At 71.6% G+C, this 18,178-nt stretch carries 18 protein-coding genes; 8 read left to right on the top strand and 10 right to left on the bottom strand.

Annotation, left to right across the window (positions count from 1 at the left end; genetic code table 11):
* Positions 1–50 precede the first annotated feature (50 nt).
* The gene (locus DXZ73_RS26635; RefSeq protein ID WP_116213576.1) at positions 51–707 is read left to right on the top strand and encodes a uridine kinase family protein; all 657 of its coding nucleotides are present in this window, start codon (positions 51–53) and stop codon (positions 705–707) included.
* Positions 708–842: 135 nt separating this feature from the next.
* Here DXZ73_RS26635 and DXZ73_RS26630 read toward each other — a convergent pair whose 3' ends face one another.
* Positions 843–1,589, bottom strand: coding sequence for a SigE family RNA polymerase sigma factor (locus tag DXZ73_RS26630; RefSeq protein ID WP_116213575.1), 747 nt, complete (start codon positions 1,587–1,589; stop codon positions 843–845).
* Positions 1,590–1,784: 195 nt separating this feature from the next.
* On the opposite strand from DXZ73_RS26630, the gene afsQ1 reads away from it, so the two are divergent.
* From afsQ1 to DXZ73_RS26605, 5 genes are all read left to right on the top strand, one after another.
* Complete coding sequence (gene afsQ1 / locus DXZ73_RS26625; protein WP_205519231.1) at positions 1,785–2,462, top strand: two-component system response regulator AfsQ1; 678 nt, start codon at positions 1,785–1,787, stop codon at positions 2,460–2,462.
* Between the two features lie 100 nt (positions 2,463–2,562).
* On the top strand, positions 2,563–4,068 hold the full coding sequence (locus tag DXZ73_RS26620) for a sensor histidine kinase (protein ID WP_240351790.1): 1,506 nt from the start codon (positions 2,563–2,565) through the stop codon (positions 4,066–4,068).
* Positions 4,065–4,670 carry a hypothetical protein gene (locus tag DXZ73_RS26615; protein WP_240351500.1) on the top strand — a complete coding sequence of 202 codons (606 nt, stop codon included), beginning with the start codon at positions 4,065–4,067 and terminating at the stop codon, positions 4,668–4,670. Before DXZ73_RS26620 ends, DXZ73_RS26615 begins: the two co-directional genes overlap by 4 nt.
* 88 nt (positions 4,671–4,758) lie before the next feature.
* Positions 4,759–5,313: a VanZ family protein gene (locus tag DXZ73_RS26610; protein ID WP_116213572.1), complete on the top strand. Its 555-nt coding sequence runs from the start codon at positions 4,759–4,761 to the stop codon at positions 5,311–5,313.
* A gap of 106 nt (positions 5,314–5,419) precedes the next feature.
* The gene (locus DXZ73_RS26605) at positions 5,420–5,632 is read left to right on the top strand and encodes a PspC domain-containing protein (RefSeq protein WP_116213571.1); all 213 of its coding nucleotides are present in this window, start codon (positions 5,420–5,422) and stop codon (positions 5,630–5,632) included.
* A gap of 83 nt (positions 5,633–5,715) precedes the next feature.
* Here DXZ73_RS26605 and DXZ73_RS26600 read toward each other — a convergent pair whose 3' ends face one another.
* Complete coding sequence (locus tag DXZ73_RS26600) at positions 5,716–6,168, bottom strand: hypothetical protein (RefSeq protein ID WP_116213570.1); 453 nt, start codon at positions 6,166–6,168, stop codon at positions 5,716–5,718.
* Between the two features lie 164 nt (positions 6,169–6,332).
* Positions 6,333–7,469 carry an adenosine deaminase gene (locus DXZ73_RS26595; RefSeq protein ID WP_116213569.1) on the bottom strand — a complete coding sequence of 379 codons (1,137 nt, stop codon included), beginning with the start codon at positions 7,467–7,469 and terminating at the stop codon, positions 6,333–6,335.
* A 103-nt stretch (positions 7,470–7,572) separates the two neighbouring features.
* On the opposite strand from DXZ73_RS26595, the gene DXZ73_RS26590 reads away from it, so the two are divergent.
* A complete protein-coding gene (locus DXZ73_RS26590) occupies positions 7,573–8,352 on the top strand; it encodes an alpha/beta hydrolase (RefSeq protein ID WP_116213568.1) in 780 nt (259 codons plus the stop codon).
* A 279-nt stretch (positions 8,353–8,631) separates the two neighbouring features.
* Here DXZ73_RS26590 and DXZ73_RS26585 read toward each other — a convergent pair whose 3' ends face one another.
* Positions 8,632–9,642, bottom strand: a complete 1,011-nt coding sequence (locus DXZ73_RS26585) for a LysR family transcriptional regulator (protein ID WP_162890346.1) — start codon at positions 9,640–9,642, stop codon at positions 8,632–8,634.
* 62 nt (positions 9,643–9,704) lie between these two features.
* Here DXZ73_RS26585 and DXZ73_RS26580 point away from each other — a divergent pair, with 62 nt between their 5' ends.
* Positions 9,705–11,009, top strand: coding sequence for an MFS transporter (locus DXZ73_RS26580; RefSeq protein ID WP_116213567.1), 1,305 nt, complete (start codon positions 9,705–9,707; stop codon positions 11,007–11,009).
* 91 nt (positions 11,010–11,100) lie between these two features.
* Here DXZ73_RS26580 and DXZ73_RS40140 read toward each other — a convergent pair whose 3' ends face one another.
* The 6 genes from DXZ73_RS40140 to DXZ73_RS26550 all read right to left on the bottom strand — a co-directional run bounded on the left by DXZ73_RS40140 (position 11,101) and on the right by DXZ73_RS26550 (position 18,165).
* Positions 11,101–12,264 carry a TerD family protein gene (locus DXZ73_RS40140; RefSeq protein WP_116213566.1) on the bottom strand — a complete coding sequence of 388 codons (1,164 nt, stop codon included), beginning with the start codon at positions 12,262–12,264 and terminating at the stop codon, positions 11,101–11,103.
* Between the two features lie 176 nt (positions 12,265–12,440).
* Entirely contained in the window at positions 12,441–13,724 is a 1,284-nt protein-coding gene (locus DXZ73_RS26570; RefSeq protein ID WP_162890345.1) for a thymidine phosphorylase, read from the bottom strand.
* Between the two features lie 94 nt (positions 13,725–13,818).
* Positions 13,819–14,220 carry a cytidine deaminase gene (locus tag DXZ73_RS26565; protein ID WP_116213564.1) on the bottom strand — a complete coding sequence of 134 codons (402 nt, stop codon included), beginning with the start codon at positions 14,218–14,220 and terminating at the stop codon, positions 13,819–13,821.
* On the bottom strand, positions 14,220–15,506 hold the full coding sequence (locus DXZ73_RS26560) for an ABC transporter permease (RefSeq protein ID WP_116213563.1): 1,287 nt from the start codon (positions 15,504–15,506) through the stop codon (positions 14,220–14,222). Before DXZ73_RS26560 ends, DXZ73_RS26565 begins: the two co-directional genes overlap by 1 nt.
* Positions 15,503–16,618, bottom strand: coding sequence for an ABC transporter permease (locus DXZ73_RS26555; RefSeq protein ID WP_116213562.1), 1,116 nt, complete (start codon positions 16,616–16,618; stop codon positions 15,503–15,505). The genes DXZ73_RS26560 and DXZ73_RS26555 overlap by 4 nt, the downstream gene beginning before the upstream one ends.
* A complete protein-coding gene (locus DXZ73_RS26550; RefSeq protein WP_116213561.1) occupies positions 16,615–18,165 on the bottom strand; it encodes an ABC transporter ATP-binding protein in 1,551 nt (516 codons plus the stop codon). Before DXZ73_RS26550 ends, DXZ73_RS26555 begins: the two co-directional genes overlap by 4 nt.
* Positions 18,166–18,178 lie beyond the last annotated feature (13 nt).

Genomic DNA, 18,178 nt, shown 5'->3' with positions numbered 1-18,178 from the left:
GTAGCGGGATCGTGACACTGCGCGCACCCTCCGACCCGGGGGGATCCCCCATGCGGCCCAATGCCTCACACTGGTGTCCCGTGACTCCCCATATGACCCCCGCGCGCGTCATCCTGCTGACCGGCCCGTCCGGTTCCGGAAAGTCGTCCCTCGCGGCCCGCACCGGGCTGCCCGTACTCAACCTCGACGACTTCTACAAGGAGGGGCACGACCCGACGCTCCCGCTGCTCGCGGACGGCTCGGGCACCGACTGGGACTCGCCCCTGTCGTGGGACGCCGACACGGCCGTGGGCGCGATAGAGGAGCTGTGCCGCACGTCCCGTACGAGCGTGCCGGTGTACGACATCGCCACCAGCTCGCGGACCGGTGCGAGCGCCCTGGACATCGGCCGCACCCCGCTGTTCATAGCGGAGGGCATCTTCGCCGCCGACATCATCGACCGCTGCCGTGAGCTGGGGGTGCTCGCCGACGCCCTGTGTCTGCGCGGCCGCCCCTCGACGACGTTCCGCCGCCGGCTGCTGCGCGACCTGCGGGAGGGCCGCAAGCCCGCGCCGTATCTCATCCGCCGCGGCCTGCGGCTGATGCGCGCCGAACGCGGCATCGTGGCCCGCCAGACGGCGCTCGGCGCGTACGCCTGCGGCAAGGAGACCGCCATGGGCCGGATAGCCGCCGCGGCCGCGGGCCGCCGGGAGGGCGTCCGCGTCTGACGCGGTGCCCGCTCCGGAAAACAGTGGAGCGGGCGGACATACCCCCCGGCTGTCCGCCCGCTCCTCCCCCGTGGCCCCATACGCTCCCCCGAGCGTTCCCCGTCCCCCCGGGGCCCCTTGGTTCTCCTGGTCCCCTCAGGCCACCAGCTCGCCGAAGGACTCCGCGACGCCCCGGCCGGAGCCGATGACCTCGTCGTCGCGCAGCCGGCGCAGGGAGCGCCAGATGCTGCTCTTGACCGTGCCGACGCTGATGTCGAGGATCTCCGCGATCTCCGGGTCCGTACGGCCCTCGTAGTAGCGCAGGACGAGCATCGTGCGCTGGAGTTCGGGCAGCCGGGCCAGTGCCTGCCAGAGGACGGCGCGCAGTTCGGTGCCACGCATCGCGTCGGTCTCGCCGACCGTCTCCGGCAGCTCCTCCGTCGGGTACTCGTTCAGCTTGCGCCGACGCCAGGCGCTGATGTGCAGATTGGTCATCGTGCGGCGGAGGTAACCGCCGACGGCCGCCTTGTCGGTGATCCGGTCCCAGGCGCGGTACGTGGAGAACAGCGCGCTCTGGAGCAGGTCCTCCGCCTCGTGCCGGTCACCGGTCAGGTGGTAGGCGGTCGCGTACAGGGAGGCCCGGCGCTCCTGGACATAGGCGGTGAACGCCGCTTCGGCGTCCGCCTGCTTCGTCCGGGACGCGCCCTTGCCCTCCCCCGAGGCCCCCGTGGCCTCCCCGTACGTGACCGCGTCGATCGCCACCATGTACGGCGGCCGTACACGTCCGGTGCCGCGGGCGCACCCCCGCCCGCCCACGGCACCGGACTTCTCCGGGCCCCGCCCGGCGTCGTGCAGGCGCGTGCGAATGACTGCGCTGGTCGTGGTGCTGTGCAGTGTGTTCATCTCGCGCCCCCCGTCGGTGGAGCCAGCTCGGTCCGTTTGCGTTCCCGGGCCGCCCTGCTGCCCGATGTCCCCAAGCCTGGCGGGCCAGTTTCATCGCGTTGTCCGCCGACTGTCACAGCCCTGCAACAGGCTGCGGGCCGCATGCGCGGCGGCTTCGGTCGAACTACCGGCCAGTCGTAGGCCAGAATGACCACCGTGCCTTTCCTGTTGCTGATCGAGGACGACGACGCCATCCGCACGGCTCTTGAGTTCTCCCTGTCCCGCCAGGGCCACCGTGTGGTGACCGCGGCGACGGGTGAGGACGGCCTGAAACTGCTGCGCGAGCAGCGGCCGGACCTGATCGTGCTGGACGTCATGCTGCCCGGTATCGACGGTTTCGAGGTGTGCCGGCGGATCCGTCGCACCGACCAGCTGCCGATCATCCTGCTGACCGCGCGCAACGACGACATCGACGTCGTGGTCGGGCTGGAGTCCGGCGCGGACGACTATGTGGTCAAGCCCGTGCAGGGCCGGGTGCTCGACGCCCGGATCCGCGCGGTGCTGCGCCGCGGCGAGCGGGAGTCGAACGACTCCGCGTCGTTCGGTTCCCTGGTCATCGACCGGGCCGCCATGACGGTCACCAAGAACGGCGAGGACCTCCAGCTGACCCCGACCGAGCTGCGGCTGCTGCTGGAGCTCAGCCGCAGGCCGGGGCAGGCGCTGTCGCGGCAGCAGCTGCTGCGCCTGGTGTGGGAGCACGACTATCTGGGCGACTCGCGGCTGGTGGACGCCTGTGTGCAGCGGCTGCGCGCCAAGGTCGAGGACGTCCCGTCGTCGCCGACCCTGATCCGTACGGTCCGTGGCGTCGGTTACCGCCTGGACACCCCGCAGTGATCGCCCCGGCCCGCCGCAACAGCACAGAGAGCACACCGTGACAGAAGAGCCCGGCCGGGAACGGGATCGGCGTCCGGCCAGGAACGCGCTGAAGCTGAGCATGCGGTGGATCAGCCTGCGGCTGCGGCTGATGCTGGTCTTCGCGCTGGTGGCGCTGGCCGCCGCCGTCTCCGCGTCCGCCATCGCCTATTGGCTCAACCGCGACGCGGTCCTCACCCGTACCCAGGACGCCGCGCTCGACGACTTCCGCAAGTCCTTGCAGGACAACACCGGTTCGCTGCCGCTGGCGCCGACCTGCCAGGAGCTCCAGGCGGCCGCGGACCGGATGGCGGCGACCTCGCAGAAGTACGAGGTGCTGCTGATCGGCAAGTCCGGTGGCGGCGACTGCGTCGCGCCCTCCAAGCCCGATCTGTTCACGCCGAAGGTCGTGCCGGAGTCGCTGCGGGCGGCGGTGGACCGCGAGCGCCGGATCGACGACTCCAACCGCTACGCGTACCACCTGTACTGGCAGCGGATCACGCTCGGCGGCAAGCCGTATCTGATCGGCGGCGCCAAGGTGATCGGCGGCGGCCCCACCGGCTATCTGCTGAAGTCCCTGGAGAACGAGCGCCAGGACCTGAACTCGCTGGCCTGGTCGCTCGGCATCGCCACCGGCCTCGCGCTGATCGGCTCCGCCCTGCTCGCCCAGGCCGCGGCGTCCACGGTGCTGCGGCCCGTGCAGCGGCTCGGCGACGCGGCCCGGCGGCTCGGCGAGGGGAAGCTGGACACGCGGCTCCAGGTGTCGGGCACGGACGAGCTGGCCGATCTGTCGCGCACGTTCAACAGGACCGCGGAGTCGCTCCAGAAGCGGGTCGAGGAGCTCAGCGCCCGGGAGGCGTCCAGCCGCCGCTTCGTCGCCGACATGTCGCACGAGCTGCGGACCCCGCTCACGGCGATCACCGCGGTGACGGAGGTGCTGGAGGACGAGGCGGACAACCTCGACCCCATGATCGCGCCCGCGGTGCAGCTGGTGGTGAGCGAGACCCGCCGGCTGAACGACCTGGTGGAGAACCTGATGGAGGTCACCCGCTTCGACGCGGGCACGGCCCGGCTGGTCCTGGACGACGTGGACGTCGCCGACCAGGTCACCGCCTGCATCGACGCCCGCGCCTGGCTGGACGCCGTCGAGCTGGACGCCGAGCGCGGCATGATGGCCCGGCTCGACCCCCGCAGGCTCGACGTCATCCTCGCCAACCTCATCGGCAACGCCCTCAAGCACGGCGGGTCGCCGGTCCGGGTGTCGGTGCGGACGGAGGAGGGCTCGCTGCGGATCGACGTGCGCGACCACGGCCCCGGCATCCCCGAGGACGTCCTGCCGCACGTCTTCGACCGCTTCTACAAGGCGAGCGCGTCCCGGCCGCGCTCCGAGGGCAGCGGCCTCGGCCTGTCGATCGCCCTGGAGAACGCCCACATCCACGGCGGCGGGATCACCGCCGCCAACTCCCCCGAAGGCGGCGCGGTCTTCACCCTGACCCTCCCCCTGGGCGAGGACCCGGCGGAGGCCGGCGGCACCTCCCTGCTCACGGACGAGCAGGGCCGGGACCGGGCGGAGGAGAGCGGAAAGTGAAGACGCCCAATGTGAGGATCGGAACCGCCGCCCTGGCACTGACGCTGCTCGGCTCCTTCCCCGCGCTCTCCGCGTGCGGGATCCGGGGCACCGCCGTGCCGGTGGACGCGGGCGGCGCGCCGTCCCGGGCGTCGTGCGTCGCCCGCCCCGACCCGAGCGCGGCCGCGGGCCTGGCCACCGTGACCGTGCAGCTGGAGTGCGCCTCGCAGCTGGTGCCGGTGACCCGCCGGGTCCCGCTGCCCGACAAGCCCGACGACGCGGCGGTCGTCGCCGGCGCGCTCCTCGACGAGCTGCGGAAGGTGCCGTCCGGGGAGGAGGCCGACGCAGGGCTGATCACCGTGGTCCCGCAGCGGCTGACCGTCGCCGGGCCGCGGCCGGGCGACCCGGCGGGCACGCTGCGGCTGAGCCGGGAGCCCGGTGAGCTGCCGCAGGTCGCGCTGGCACAGGTGGTGTGCTCGTTCGTGGGGACGGCCGCGGCCGACGGCAGGTCGACGGTGATCCTGGGCGGGCCGGGCGAGACGCGGCCGCTGAGCTTCGGCTGCACCGAGGAGATGCGGACGCATCCGGACACCGCGGACATCAGCGGTACGGCCGTCTCCTGACCCGGGCACTCTCCGTCACCGCGGCCGTCCGCCACTCTCCGTCGTCGAGGGCGGAACCGGACGGCGCACACCCCGCGTCCTGTGGGGCGTGCAGGGTCATGGTTACGGCGGTACGCCCGCCCTCCGATACCGCTACCGCGTCGCGGGGTGCGTGCTGCTCGTCGCCCATCTCCTGGCTGTCGGCTGGCTGGCCCTGCGTCCGCTGACGGCGCCCTGGGTGACGGCCGCGCCGCTGGAGCCGCTGGCCACGATCCGTGCCGACCTCGCCCTGAGTCCCTGGGAGGCGACGCGCGCGATCGGCGCGGGGATGCTGCCGCTGGCGCCGCTGGGGGTGCTGCTGCCGTGGGCGGGAGGGCGGCTCGACGCCTCGCCGCTGGGCTCGCTGACCCGCACGGTCTTCACCAGCGCGATGCTGTCGCTGGCCCTCCAGGTCGTCCAGAGCGGTGTGGTGGGCCAGGTGCTGGACGTGGACGCGCTGCTGCTGAACGTGACGGGCGTCGCCGTCGCGCACCTCGCGGTGGTGCCCGCGGTACGGGCCCGGCTCCGTCGCAGGGGTGACGGACGGCGACCGGAGGCCCTCCGCCGGAAGGAGCCGTCCCAGGGTCGGACCCCGACGATCCCCAGGGTCGGGATCGCCCCGTAGAGCGATGCTTCGCCCCGGCTCGTGGCCGTAGCGTCGTAGGCATCGGGAAACGTTCCCGCACGGCGCGTCCCCGACGCCGCCGGACCGACGACGAGGAGTCGCCATCATGTCCGCTCCCCTGGTCCGCCCCCGTGACCACAGGATGATCGCCGGCGTCTGCGCGGGCCTGGCCGAGCGCTTCGGCACCTCCCGCACCACGATGCGCGTCATCTTCCTGGCCTCGTGCCTGCTGCCCGGCCCGCAGTTCCTGCTCTATCTCGCGCTGTGGGTGCTGCTGCCCGCCGAGAAGGGCCACGGCGGGACTGCCACGTCCTGGTGATGCTCCCTGCCGTGCGGTTGACGCGACGGCGGGCCGCGCACCCCGGTGCGGGGGATGCGCGGCCCGCCGTTCGCGCAGGGGGTTCAGCCGCCGATGCTCGGCAGGGGCAGACCGTTGGTGGGCAGCGTCGGCAGACCGCCGAGCAGGCCCTTGTTGCCGGAGTTGTTCATCCTGCCGCTCGCGCTGCCGCCGCCGGTGCCGTTGCCGGCCGGGCTGCTGTCGGACTTCTTCGACACCACCGGGAGGTCGGGCGTCTTCGGGAGGTTGGGCGCCATGGCCTTGTCCACGGCCTGGGAGGGCGCCTTCAGGATGCCGCCCTGGACCGCGCGGTCCGCGGCGGCGACGACGGGGCCCCCGGCCGGGGCGAGCTTCGCGGCCTGCTGGATGGGCAGCCCGCCCATCGTGGTCGCGGCGGTGCCGGTGACCGACTCCACGGCACCCGAGGTCCCGAGCGCGGCTGCGTTGCCCACCGCCGTGGCGGCGAAGGCGACACCGAGCACAGCGACACCGAGAGTCTTGATGGTTCCCTGCTTCATCTGAATTCTGTCCTCGCGACGGGGGAATTTGGAGCGGCACTGCAACCTAGTCACGAGAGCCGGGAAGCCGCAATGAATGACACGGCCGGGACCTGAAGTCCCGGCCGTTTTCACGCTATTACCCGTGGATTCACCGTCGGTTGCGACGGGAACAGAATTGCTGGTCAGGCGGTGCCCGTCACGGTCTGCCGGAAGAGCCACTCCGACTTGAGCTCGGCATATCCGGGCTTGATGACGTCATTGATCATCGCGAGACGTTCATCGAATGGGATGAACGCGGACTTCATCGCGTTGACGGAGAACCACTGCATGTCGTCCAGGGTGTAGCCGAACGTCTTGACCAGGTGCTCGAATTCGAGGCTCATGCTGGTGCCGCTCATCAGCCGATTATCGGTATTCACCGTGGCCCGGAAGTGCAGCTTGCGCAGCAGGCTGATCGGGTGCTCTTCATAAGAAGTGGCCGCACCGGTCTGGAGGTTGGAGGTCGGGCACAGCTCCAGCGGAATGCGCTTGTCCCGCACATAGGACGCGAGCCGGCCGAGCCTGACCGTGCCGTCCTCGGCGATCTCGATGTCGTCGATGATGCGCACACCGTGGCCGAGCCGGTCCGCGCCGCACCACTGGAGCGCCTGCCAGATCGACGGCAGGCCGAATGCCTCGCCCGCGTGAATGGTGAAGTGGTTGTTCTCGCGCTTGAGGTACTCGAACGCGTCCAGGTGGCGGGTGGGCGGGAAGCCCGCCTCCGCGCCCGCGATGTCGAAGCCGGCCACGCCCGAGTCGCGGTAGCGGTTGGCGAGTTCGGCGATCTCCAGGGCGCGGGCCGCGTGCCGCATGGCGGTGAGCAGCGCGCCCACGCGGATGCGGTGACCGTTGGCGCGGGCGCGGCGCTCGCCCTCGCGGAAGCCCTCGTTGACGGCCTCGACGACCTCTTCGAGGGTGAGACCGCCCTCCAGGTGCTGCTCGGGGGCGTAGCGCACCTCGGCGTAGACGACGCCGTCCTCGGCCAGGTCCTCGGCGCACTCGGCGGCCACCCGGACCAGGGCCTCGCGGGTCTGCATCACGGCGCAGGTGTGCGCGAAGGTCTCCAGATAGCGCTCCAGCGAGCCGGAGTCGGCGGCTTCGCGGAACCAGACGCCCAGCTTGTCCGGGTCGGTCTCGGGCAGGCCGTCATAGCCCGTGGCGCGGGCCAGGTCGACGACGGTGCCGGGGCGCAGTCCGCCGTCGAGGTGATCGTGCAGCAGCACCTTGGGGGCGCGGCGGATCTGCTCGGGGGTGGGTTGGGAGGTGGTCTCGGTCGTCATTTCGGCACTCTAGCCCCTACGCGCGTAGATATCGGCGAACGATACGGAACGGTGACCCATCGGCGGGGTGGACACCGCGCGGCGTTCTGCCATCGTTTCTGCCATGCCTCAGCAAGCGTTGCCGCAGCGGGACCCACGGGGGCCGGGGACCGGCTCCCCCCGCCTCGGAAAACCGCTCGGCGCGGAGCATTCCGTGCACGGCGTGGCCCTGTTACTCCCCGGCGGGCGCCCCGCCGGGACCCGCCGCCCCTCGGCGCTGACACTGGCCGCGCAGCGGCCGCTGGCCCGCCGGCTGGCCCGCTCGGGCACGGCGGAGGGGCTCGTCACCCACGTCGTCCGCTACCGCCACCGCGGGTGGAACGGTTCCGCGGCCGATCCCGTACGGGACGCGGAGTGGGCCGCGGACGAAGTGCTGCGGCGCTACGGCGACGTACCGGTGTGCCTGGTCGGTACGGACATGGGCGGCCGGGCCGCGCTGCGCGCCGCGGGGCACCCGGCCGTCACCTCCGTACTGGCGCTGGCCCCCTGGCTGCCCGAGCCGGAGTCCGTGCTCGACCCCGATCCGGTGCGGCAGCTCGCGGGGCGGCGGGTGCTGCTGGTGCACGGCACCAACGATGAACGCACCGACCCCGATCTGTCGTTCCGGCTCGCCGAGCGGGCGAAGAAGGTCAATCGGGACGTGTGCCGCTTCGAGGTGCACTCCGATGGGCACGCGCTGCATCAGCATCGGGCCGAAGTGCTCGCCCTTGCCGTCGACTTCGTGCTCGGGTCGCTCTTCGGGCGCCACTACGCACGACCGGTGGCCGACGCGCTCGCGGCTCCGCCGCCGCTCGGGCTGCGCATGCCGCTCGCTTCTGGGTTCGGTGCGTCGCTGGGTTACTGACCATTGCCGAGCGCGGCACCGTTGCGCCTGCGGCGGGCTTGTTCCCCACCCCGCCCCTTCCCGGCTGTATCCGATTTGCGGCTCCGCCGCGTGGGGGGCTTCGCCCCAGACCCCGAAGCACGCTCCGCGCGCTGTCCTCAAACGCCGGACGGGCTGGAAAACCAGCCCGTCCGGCGTTTGAGGACGCGCCCGCAGGGCACTGGGGGTCCGGGGGTCTCCCCCGGTTTCGGGAAGGGGCGGGGCTGGGGAACAAAGGTCCAGGCCCGGGGCGGAGTCCCGTCAGCGCGGCAGCAACTGCCCCCTCCTGGACAGGAGGAAGCGCTTGAAGGCCGCCACCGGGGGCGTGTCCGGGTGCCCGTCCAACCACGCCACACCGATCTCGCGGACCGCACGCGGCGCCGTGACCGTCAGTTCCACGACGCCGGGCCGCGGCACCGCCGGCGGTGGCAGCAGCGCCACGCCCAGGCCCGCGGCGACGAGGCCGCGCAGGGTCTCCGGGTCCTCGCCCTCGAAGGCGACCTTGGGCGTGAAGCCCGCCTCCGCGCAGAGGGCGTCGGTGATCCGGCGCAGGCCGTAGCCGGGTTCGAGGGTGACGAAGAGCTCCGTGGCCGCCTCCGCGAGGCGGACCCGCTTGCGCCCGGCCAGCGGATGGTCGTCCGGGACGACGAGGCGGAGCTTCTGCTCGTCGAGGCGGCGGGCGACGAGGTCGGGCGCGTCGGGGAGCGGTGAGGTCAGGCAGAGGTCGAGGTCGCCGAAGCGCAGCCGTTCCAGCATGGCCTCGCCGTAGTTCTGCACGAGCTGGAACCGCACGCGCGGATGGTCGGCGCGGAAGGCGCGGATCAGCTCCGGCACGGTCTCGGAGCCCAGGGTGTGCAGGAAGCCGAAGGCGATCTTCCCGGCGGTGGGGTCGGCGTCGGCCCGTACGGACTCGGCGGCCCGCTCGACCTCCGCCAGGGCCCGCTCGACGGAGGCGAGGAACGTGCGGCCCGCGGCGGTGAGGGAGAGCGTGCGGCCATGGCGGGCGAACAGCGCGACGCCCAGGTCCTGTTCGACGCGCGCCATCGAGCGGCTGAGGGTGGACTGCGGCATCTCCAGCTGGTGCGCGGCCCGGGTGACGTGCTCGTGCCGGGCGACGGCGACGAACTGCGCGAGGCGGGGCGTGAGGGTCGCGGCCCAGGAATCCGCCTTGATGTCAGGAGTGTCGGGTGTTACCGAGTTGTCAAAAATCCTCGTCACGCTTTCATTGCCGGTTGGTGACAGAGACGCCCCTGGCCTGCGGTCATGCTGCATGGGATCGATTATCGCGAATTTGTGCATTGGACGCATGAGCGTTGCGTGCATACGGTCGATACATGCCTCCTGCCGATACCGGGGCATCCGTCGTCACCGTGCGCTCGGGTGCCTCCGCACTGTCGTCCCTCACTCCTTCCTCCGCCGATGACAACAAGCTGGTGCCCGGCGGGCCCGGCTACCGCAGGACGAGCCTCGCGCTCTTCGCCGCGGGTGTCGCCACCTTCGCCCTGCTCTACTCCACGCAGGCCCTGCTCCCCGCGATCTCCGACGACCTCGGTGTGACGCCGGATCAGGCGAGTTGGACCGTCTCGGCCGCGACCGGCGGACTCGCCGTCGCCGTCGTCCCGCTCAGCGCGCTGTCCGAGCGCTACGGGCGGCGGGCGATGATGACCGCCTCGCTGTGTGTGGCCGCCCTCGTGGCCCTGCTCGTGCCCTTCGCCCCCGACCTGGGCTGGCTGGTGGCGCTGCGCGCCGTGCAGGGTGCCGCGCTGGCGGGGCTGCCCGCCTCCGCGATGGCGTATCTGGCCGAGGAGGTGCGCGCCAAGGCCCTGGTCGGCGCGATCGGCCTGTTCGTGGCGGGCAACAGCCTGGGTGGCATGTCCGGGCGCATCCTCGCGGGCTGGGTCGCCCAGGCGTGGGGCTGGCGGGCCGGGCTCGGCGCGGTGGGCGTCCTGGCGGTGGTGTGCGCGGTGGCCTTCCGGCTGCTGATCCCCAAGGCGCGGCACTTCACCCCGACCACGGTCTCGCCGCGCGCGCTGGCCCGTACGGTCGGCGGCCACCTCGCGGATCCGCTGCTGCGCCGGCTGTACGCGATCGGCGCGCTCTTCATGACCGTCTTCGGCGCGGTCTACACCGTCATCGGCTACCGGCTGGCGGCGGAGCCGTTCAACCTGCCGCAGGGGGTCGTCGGCTCGATCTTCCTGGTCTACCTGGTGGGTACGGTCTCGTCGGCCGCGGCCGGGAAGCTGGTGGGGCGGCTGGGGCGGCGCGGGGCGCTGTATCTGGCGATGGGCACGACCACGCTCGGTCTGCTGCTCTCCCTGACGGATTCGCTGACCGCGGTGCTGCTGGGTCTGGTGCTCATCACGGCGGGCTTCTTCGCGGGGCACGCGGTGGCGTCGTCGTCGGTGAGCCGTACGGCGAAGACGGGCCGGGCGCAGGCGTCGGCGCTGTACCAGACGGCGTACTACCTGGGCAGTTCGGTCGGCGGCACGCTGGGCGCGCTCGCGTTCCGCAGCGCGGGGTGGGACGGCACGGTGGTGCTGGGCTTCCTGGCCATGCTGGCCGCGGCCTCGATCACGCTGTACGCGACGCGGCGCGCGCTGGTGGAGCGGCGCTCCCCGGCCGCGGTGGCCCGCCGCTAGGACCTCGCGAGAGGGCCACGGAAACCCGAAGGGCCCGTCCCACCACCTGTCCTGGTGGGGCGGGCCCTTCGCCGTTCACGGCGCCCGATGACTAGTAGTCGTCGTCGCCCTCGTAGTAGTTGTTGACGACGACGTCCGGCTCGTCGTCGCTCATCGCCTCGTTGAGGAGCGCGCCGCCGACGAGACCGGCCGCGCCGGCGCCGATGAGCGCGCCCGTGCCGAAGCGGCGGCCGCCCTGCTGCTGGTTGCCCTGCTGCGGGTAACCCTGCTGAACCGGCTGCTGGGGGTAGCCCTGCTGCGGGTAGCCCTGCTGGACGGGCTGGGGGTAGCCGGCCTGCGGGTAGCCCGCCTGGGGCTGGGGGGCCGTGTAGTACGGCGGCGGCGTGGTCTGCACCCGCTGCGCACAGCCGTTGCACGTCTGGATCTGGCGGGGCACACCCCACTGCGGGGACCACATCACGGACGCCATGCCGGGGCCATGGTTCGGGTCGAAGAAGCACGTCACGGTGGAACTCCCTGAGGATTGCTGAGGTACTGCAATGGGTGCGGCGACCGTGGGAGCCTGCGGCACGGTGCCGGCAAACGGTGCGGACGCCGTGGACGGCACGGGCGGTTCCGCCTTCGCGGTGGCCGCCTTCTCGGTGACCACCGGTGCCGGGCGGGCGTCGGAGGAGGGCGGGGTCTCGCGCAGGACGTCGACGCCGTAATCGGTGGCGATGCCCGCGAGCCCGGAGGCGTATCCCTGGCCGACCGCGCGGAACTTCCACTCCGCGCCGTGCCGGTACAGCTCGCCGAAGACCATGGCGGTCTCGGCCGAGCCCGCGCCGCCCCTGAGGTCGAAGCGCGCCAGCTCGGCGCCGCCGGCCTGGTCGACGACGCGGATGTGCGCGCTGTCGATCCGGTCGAAGCTCTGCCCCCGCTGCTCCGCCTCGTAGAGGGAGACGGGGAAGACGATCTTCGCGACCTCGGCCGGGACCCGGGCGAGGTCGACGTGGATCTGCTCGTCGTCACCCCCGGCGGCACTGCCGGAGTGGCTGACCGAACCGTCGGGGCTGCGCCGGTTGTTGAAGAAGACGAAGTGCTGGTCCGAGAGGACCTTCCCGGCCTGGTCGCACAGCAGCGCGCTGGCGTCCAGGTCGTATCCGGCCCCCGCGGTGGCACCCACCCGCCATCCCAGCCCGACCGTCACGGCGGTCAGACCCGGGGCCTGCCTGCTCAGTGACACGTTGCCGCCCTTGGCCAGGGACACGCCCATGAACTCTCCTCCAACTGTCCTGGCTTCCCGCGTTCATCGCGAACAACGGGGCACTCGCGCTCACAGTTCCTGGATTGCGCAACAGACAAAATATGCGATGCGGCCGACAACGCATCGGGCGCCCCGGCCGACGGCTTCCGTCGGCCGGGGCGCCCGGTCACCTCTTGTCGGACCGCTTACGCGATGCGGTCCAGCACGATCGGGTTCGGCGTGAAGGCCGTGCCCGGGGCCGAGATCTCGACGCCGCCCTCCAGGGACTGGAGCGCGTAACCGAACTTCTCGGGGGTGTCGGTGTGCAGGGTCATCAGGGGCTGGCCCTCCTTGACCTCGTCGCCCGGCTTCGCGTGGAGCTCCACGCCCGCGCCGGCCTGGACCACGTCCTCCTTGCGCGCGCGGCCCGCGCCCAGGCGCCAGGCGGCGACGCCGACGGCGTAGGCGTCGAGGCCGGTCAGGACACCGGTCGAGGTCGCCGTGACGATGTGCTGCTCGCGCGCCACCGGCAGGGTCGCGTCCGGGTCGCCGCCCTGCGCCCGGATCATGCGGCGCCAGTGGTCCATCGCGGAGCCGTCCTTGAGCGCCTTGGCCGGGTCGGCGTCCGGCAGGCCCGCCGCGGCGAGCATCTCGCGCGCCAGGGCGAGGGTCAGCTCGACGACGTCGGCCGGGCCGCCGCCCGCCAGCACCTCGACCGACTCGCGGACCTCGAGGGCGTTGCCCGCGGTCAGGCCGAGCGGGGTCGACATGTCGGTGAGCAGGGCGACGGTCTTCACGCCGTGGTCCGTGCCCAGGCCGACCATCGTGGAGGCGAGCTCGCGCGCGTCCTCGATGTTCTTCATGAAGGCGCCGGAGCCGACCTTGACGTCGAGGACGAGCGAGCCCGTACCCTCGGCGATCTTCTTCGACATGATGGACGAGGCGATCAGCGGGATCGCCTCCACCGTGCCGGTCACGTCGCGCAGCGCGTAGAGCTTCTTGTCGGCCGGGGCGAGACCGTCGCCCGCGGCGCAGATGACCGAGCCGACGTCGCGCAGGACCTGCATCATCTCGTCGTTCGACAGCAGCGCGCGCCAGCCGGGGATGGACTCCAGCTTGTCGAGCGTGCCACCGGTGTGGCCGAGGCCCCGGCCGGACAGCTGCGGCACGGCCGCGCCGCAGGCGGCGACGAGCGGGGCGAGCGGCAGGGTGATCTTGTCGCCGACGCCGCCGGTGGAGTGCTTGTCCGAGGTCGGGACGGGCAGGGACGAGAAGTCCATGCGCTCGCCCGACTTGATCATCGCGGCGGTCCAGCGGGCGATCTCGGCCCGGTCCATGCCGTTGAGCAGGATCGCCATCGCGAGCGAGGACATCTGCTCGTCGGCGACCTCGCCGCGCGTGTACGCGTCGATCATCCAGTCGATCTGCTCGTCGGTCAGACGGCCGCGGTCGCGCTTGGTGCGGATTACGGAAATGGCGTCCATCAGCACATTTTCCTTAAGTTCGTGCGTCCTCAGTCTTCCCGGGGCCGGAAAGTGACCCGGACGGGCTGATCATCAGCCCGTCCGGCGCTTGAGGACATCTTCAACGATTCAGGTCGGCGGGCCCAAACGCATCGGGCAGCAGCTCCGACAGCGGGCGGATGCCCGTCGTCGTGTCCACGGCCAGCTCGGGGCCGCCGTGCTCCCACAGCAGCTGACGGCAGCGGCCGCACGGCATCAGGACATTGCCCTTGCGGTCGCAGCAGGTGAAGGCCGTCAGACGGCCGCCGCCGGAGGAGAACAGCTCGGAGATCAGCCCGCATTCGGCGCACAGGGCGACACCGTAGGCGGCGTTCTCCACGTTGCAGCCGGTCACGGTGCGGCCGTCGTCGACGAGCGCCGCGGCGCCCACGGGGAAGTCGGAGTACGGGGCGTAGGCCCGGGACATGGCGTCCCGGGCCTGCGACCGCAGCTCGTCCCAGTCGACGGACTGAGAAGAAGACATCACTTGCCTTGGCCCTTCCGGTACGGCTTACCGTTCGCCTTGGGCATCCGCAGGCGTTGCGCGGAGACGCACAGCACCAGCAGCGTCACGACGTACGGGGTGGCGTCGACGAACTCCAGCGGCACCGTCTTGGTCAGCGCGTACCAGACGATCAGCGCGACGGCGAGGACACCGGCCGCGATCGCGACCTGGCGCTTGCCGGTCCGCAGCCGCCAGGCGGCGAAGCCGACGAGCAGCACGGCGAGCAGGAGCAGCAGCGCGTGGACGGTCGCGCCGCCGCCGCGCAGCTGGAGGCTGTCCATGAAGCCGAACAGGCCCGCGCTCATCGCGACGCCGCCCGGCCGCCAGTTGCCGGAGATCATGGTGGCGAGACCGATGTAGCCGCGCCCGCCGGTCTGGCCGTCGGAGTACATGTGCGTGCCGATGGCGAGGAACGCGCCGCCCAGGCCCGCGAGGGCGCCGGAGACGACCACGGCCGCGTACTTGTAGGTGTAGACGTTGACGCCGAGGGACTCGGCGGCGACGGGGCTCTCGCCGCAGGAGCGCAGGCGCAGGCCGAAGGCCGTGCGCCACAGCACGTAGAAGGTGCCGGCGAAGAGCGCCACGGCGACGATCGTCAGCCAGGACACGTCGGTGACCAGGCCGTCGACCATGCCGGCGAGGTCGGAGACGAGGAACCAGTGGTGCTTCTCCACGCTGTTCAGCCAGTCCGACAGGCCGGGGATGGAGAAGTTCGGCATGTTCTCCATGACGGGCGACTGCTTGTCGTTGCCGCCCGCCCTCTGGGCCGCGCTGCCTTCCGCGCCGAACGTCAGCTTGGCGAGGTACTGCGTGACACCGAGCGCCAGGATGTTGATGGCCACACCGGAGATGATGTGGTCGACGCCGAAGGTGACGGTGGCGATGGCGTGCACGAGGCCGCCCAGCGCGCCGCCGATGACACCGGCGAGCGCCGCGGCCCAGGGGCCGTGCTGCCAGCCCATCCAGCCCGCGCAGAAGGTGCCGAGCATCATCATGCCTTCGAGGCCGATGTTGACGACGCCCGCGCGCTCGGCCCACAGGCCGCCGAGGCCGGCGAGGCCGATCGGCACGGCGGCGGCGAGGGCGCCGCCGAACTGGCCGGAGGAGGTGAGGTCACCGGCACCGGTGATCGCGCGCAGCGCGGACACCAGGATCAGCGCGCCCGCGATGACCAGCAGGACGACGGGGGTGGAGAGCCTGCGCCCCCCGGGCTTGTTCTTGCCGCTGAGCGCGTTGCTCACGGCGTCGGTAAAGGTGGTGCTCACGCGGATACCTCCGCCTTGTCGCTCTTGCGGGCCTGGGCGGCGAGCTCCTCGCCGACCTTCCGCTGCTGGGTCTTGAGTCCGTAGCGGCGGACGATCTCGTACGCGATGACGACGCAGAGGACGATGACGCCCTGGACCACGCCGACGATCTCCTGCGCGTACCCCTCGAACTCCAGCTGGGTGCCGGTGCGCTCGAGGAAGCCCCACAGGAGGGCGGCCAGCGCCATGCCGACGGGGTTGTTGCGGCCGAGCAGCGCGATGGCGATACCGGTGAAGCCGATGCCGACGGGGAAGTCGGTGCCGTAGTTGTACGAGATGCCGAGCAGGGTCGGCATGCCGACGAGGCCCGCGGTCGCGCCGGAGAGCACCATCGAGGTGATCACCATGCGCTTGACGTTGACGCCGCTGGCCGCGGCCGCGGACTCGGACTGGCCGACGGTGCGCAGGTCGAAGCCGAACCGGGTGCGGTTGAGCACGAACCAGTAGGCGAGGCCGGCGATGGCCGCGATCACGACGAAGCCGTAGATCGGCTTGGGCTGGGTCGGGATCTCGAAGAAGTGCGCGGAGTCGGGCAGGACGGGCGTGTGGACCATGTTGCCCTCCTTCTTCCCGAGCCGGCCGTCCTGGAGGAAGTAACCGATGATCGAGCCGCCGATGGCGTTCAGCATGATCGTGCTGATCACCTCGTTGACGCCGCGGGTGACCTTCAGCAGGCCGGCGATGCCCGCCCAGATCGCGCCCACGACCATGGCGGTGATGATGATGACCGGGATCTGGATGAAGCCCGGCATCGTCATGGCGCCGCCGACGACGGCGGCGAAGAAGGCCGCGATGCGGTACTGGCCGTCGACGCCGATGTTGAAGAGGTTCATCCGGAAGCCGATGGCGACGGCCAGCGCGGACAGGTAGTACGGGACCGCCTTGTTGATGATCCAGACCTGGGAGTCGCTCTTGGACCCGTAGTCGACCATGACCTGGTAGGCGTGGAAGGGGTCCTTCCCGGTGATCGCGATGATCACCGAGGTGACGGCCACGGCCGCCACGATCGCCAGCAGCGGCGCGGCGAGGCCCAGGATCAGTTTGTTCTTGTCGAACTTCTTCGCGAGGCTCATGCGTCGTCGCCCCCTTCCTCTTCCTGCTCGTCTACGTGCTCAAGGTGGCCGGAGGCGGCGCCGGTCATGGCCGAGCCCAGCTCCTCCGGGGTGATCGCCGCGGGGTCGGCGTCGGCGACCAGGCGGCCGCGGAACATCACCCGCAGGGTGTCGGAGAGCCCGATCAGCTCGTCCAGGTCGGCGGAGATCAGCAGCACCGCCAGGCCCTCGTGGCGCGCCTCGCGGATCTGGTCCCAGATCTGCGCCTGCGCGCCGACGTCCACGCCCCGGGTGGGGTGCGCGGCGATGAGCAGCTTGGGCAGGTGGCTCATCTCGCGGCCGACGATCAGCTTCTGCTGGTTGCCGCCGGACAGGGACGCCGCGGTGACCTCGATGCCGGGGGTGCGCACGTCGTACTCGCGGACGATGCGCTCGGTGTCGGCGCGAGCGGCCTTGGGGTCGAGGAGCGCGCCCTTGCTGTTGGGCTTCTCGGTGACGTGGCCGAGGATGCGGTTCTCCCACAGCGGGGCTTCCAGCAGCAGGCCGTGCCGGTGGCGGTCCTCGGGGATGTAGCCGATGCCGTCCTCGCGCCGCTTGCGCGTCGGGGCCTGGCTGACGTCGGTGCCGTCGAGGGTGACGGTGCCGGAGTCCAGCGGGCGCATGCCCATGATGGCCTCGACGAGCTCGGCCTGGCCGTTGCCCTCCACGCCCGCGATGCCGAGGACCTCGCCCTTGCGGATGGTGAAGGAGATCCCGCCGAGCACGTCCCGGACGACGCCGTCGGGGTCGACGGCGGACATCTTGAGGTCCTCGACGGTGAGCATCGGGGTGTCGGTGACCGTCGACTCACGGGTCTCGGGCGAGGGCAGCTCGCTGCCGACCATCAGCTCGGCGAGCTGCTTGGGGGTGGTCTCGCTGGGCACCGCGCTGCCGACGGTGGTGCCGCGCCGGATGACGGTGATGTCGTCGGCGACGGAGAGCACCTCGCCGAGCTTGTGCGAGATGAAGATGACCGTCAGGCCCTCGGCCTTGAGCTCGCGGAGGTTGTCGAAGAGCGCGTCGACCTCCTGCGGGACGAGGACGGCGGTGGGCTCGTCGAGGATCAGCGTGCGGGCGCCGCGGTAGAGGACCTTGAGGATCTCCACGCGCTGGCGGTCGGCGACACCGAGGTCCTCGACCATGGCGTCGGGGCGGACGCCGAGGCCGTAGGAGTCGGAGATCTCCTTGATCTTCGCGCGCGCCTTGCCGCCGATGCCGTGGAGCTTCTCGGCGCCGAGGACGACGTTCTCCAGGACGGTGAGGTTGTCGGCGAGCATGAAGTGCTGGTGCACCATGCCGATGCCGCGCGCGATCGCGTCGCCGGGGGTGTGCAGGGTGACCTGCTCACCGTCGAGCGTGATGGTGCCCTCGTCCGGCTTCTGCATGCCGTAGAGGATCTTCATCAGGGTCGACTTGCCGGCACCGTTCTCGCCGCAGAGGGCATGGACGGTGCCGCGACGGACCGTGAGGTGGATGTCGTGGTTGGCCACGACGCCGGGGAACCGCTTGGTGATGCCGGCGAGTTCCACCGCGGGGGCTGTG

Source organism: Streptoverticillium olivoreticuli subsp. olivoreticuli (assembly GCF_003391135.1).
Taxonomy (GTDB): Bacteria; Actinomycetota; Actinomycetes; order Streptomycetales; family Streptomycetaceae; genus Streptomyces; species Streptomyces blastmyceticus.
Note: the sequence above shows the minus strand (reverse complement) of the source record. Positions and strands in the feature narration are given on the sequence as shown.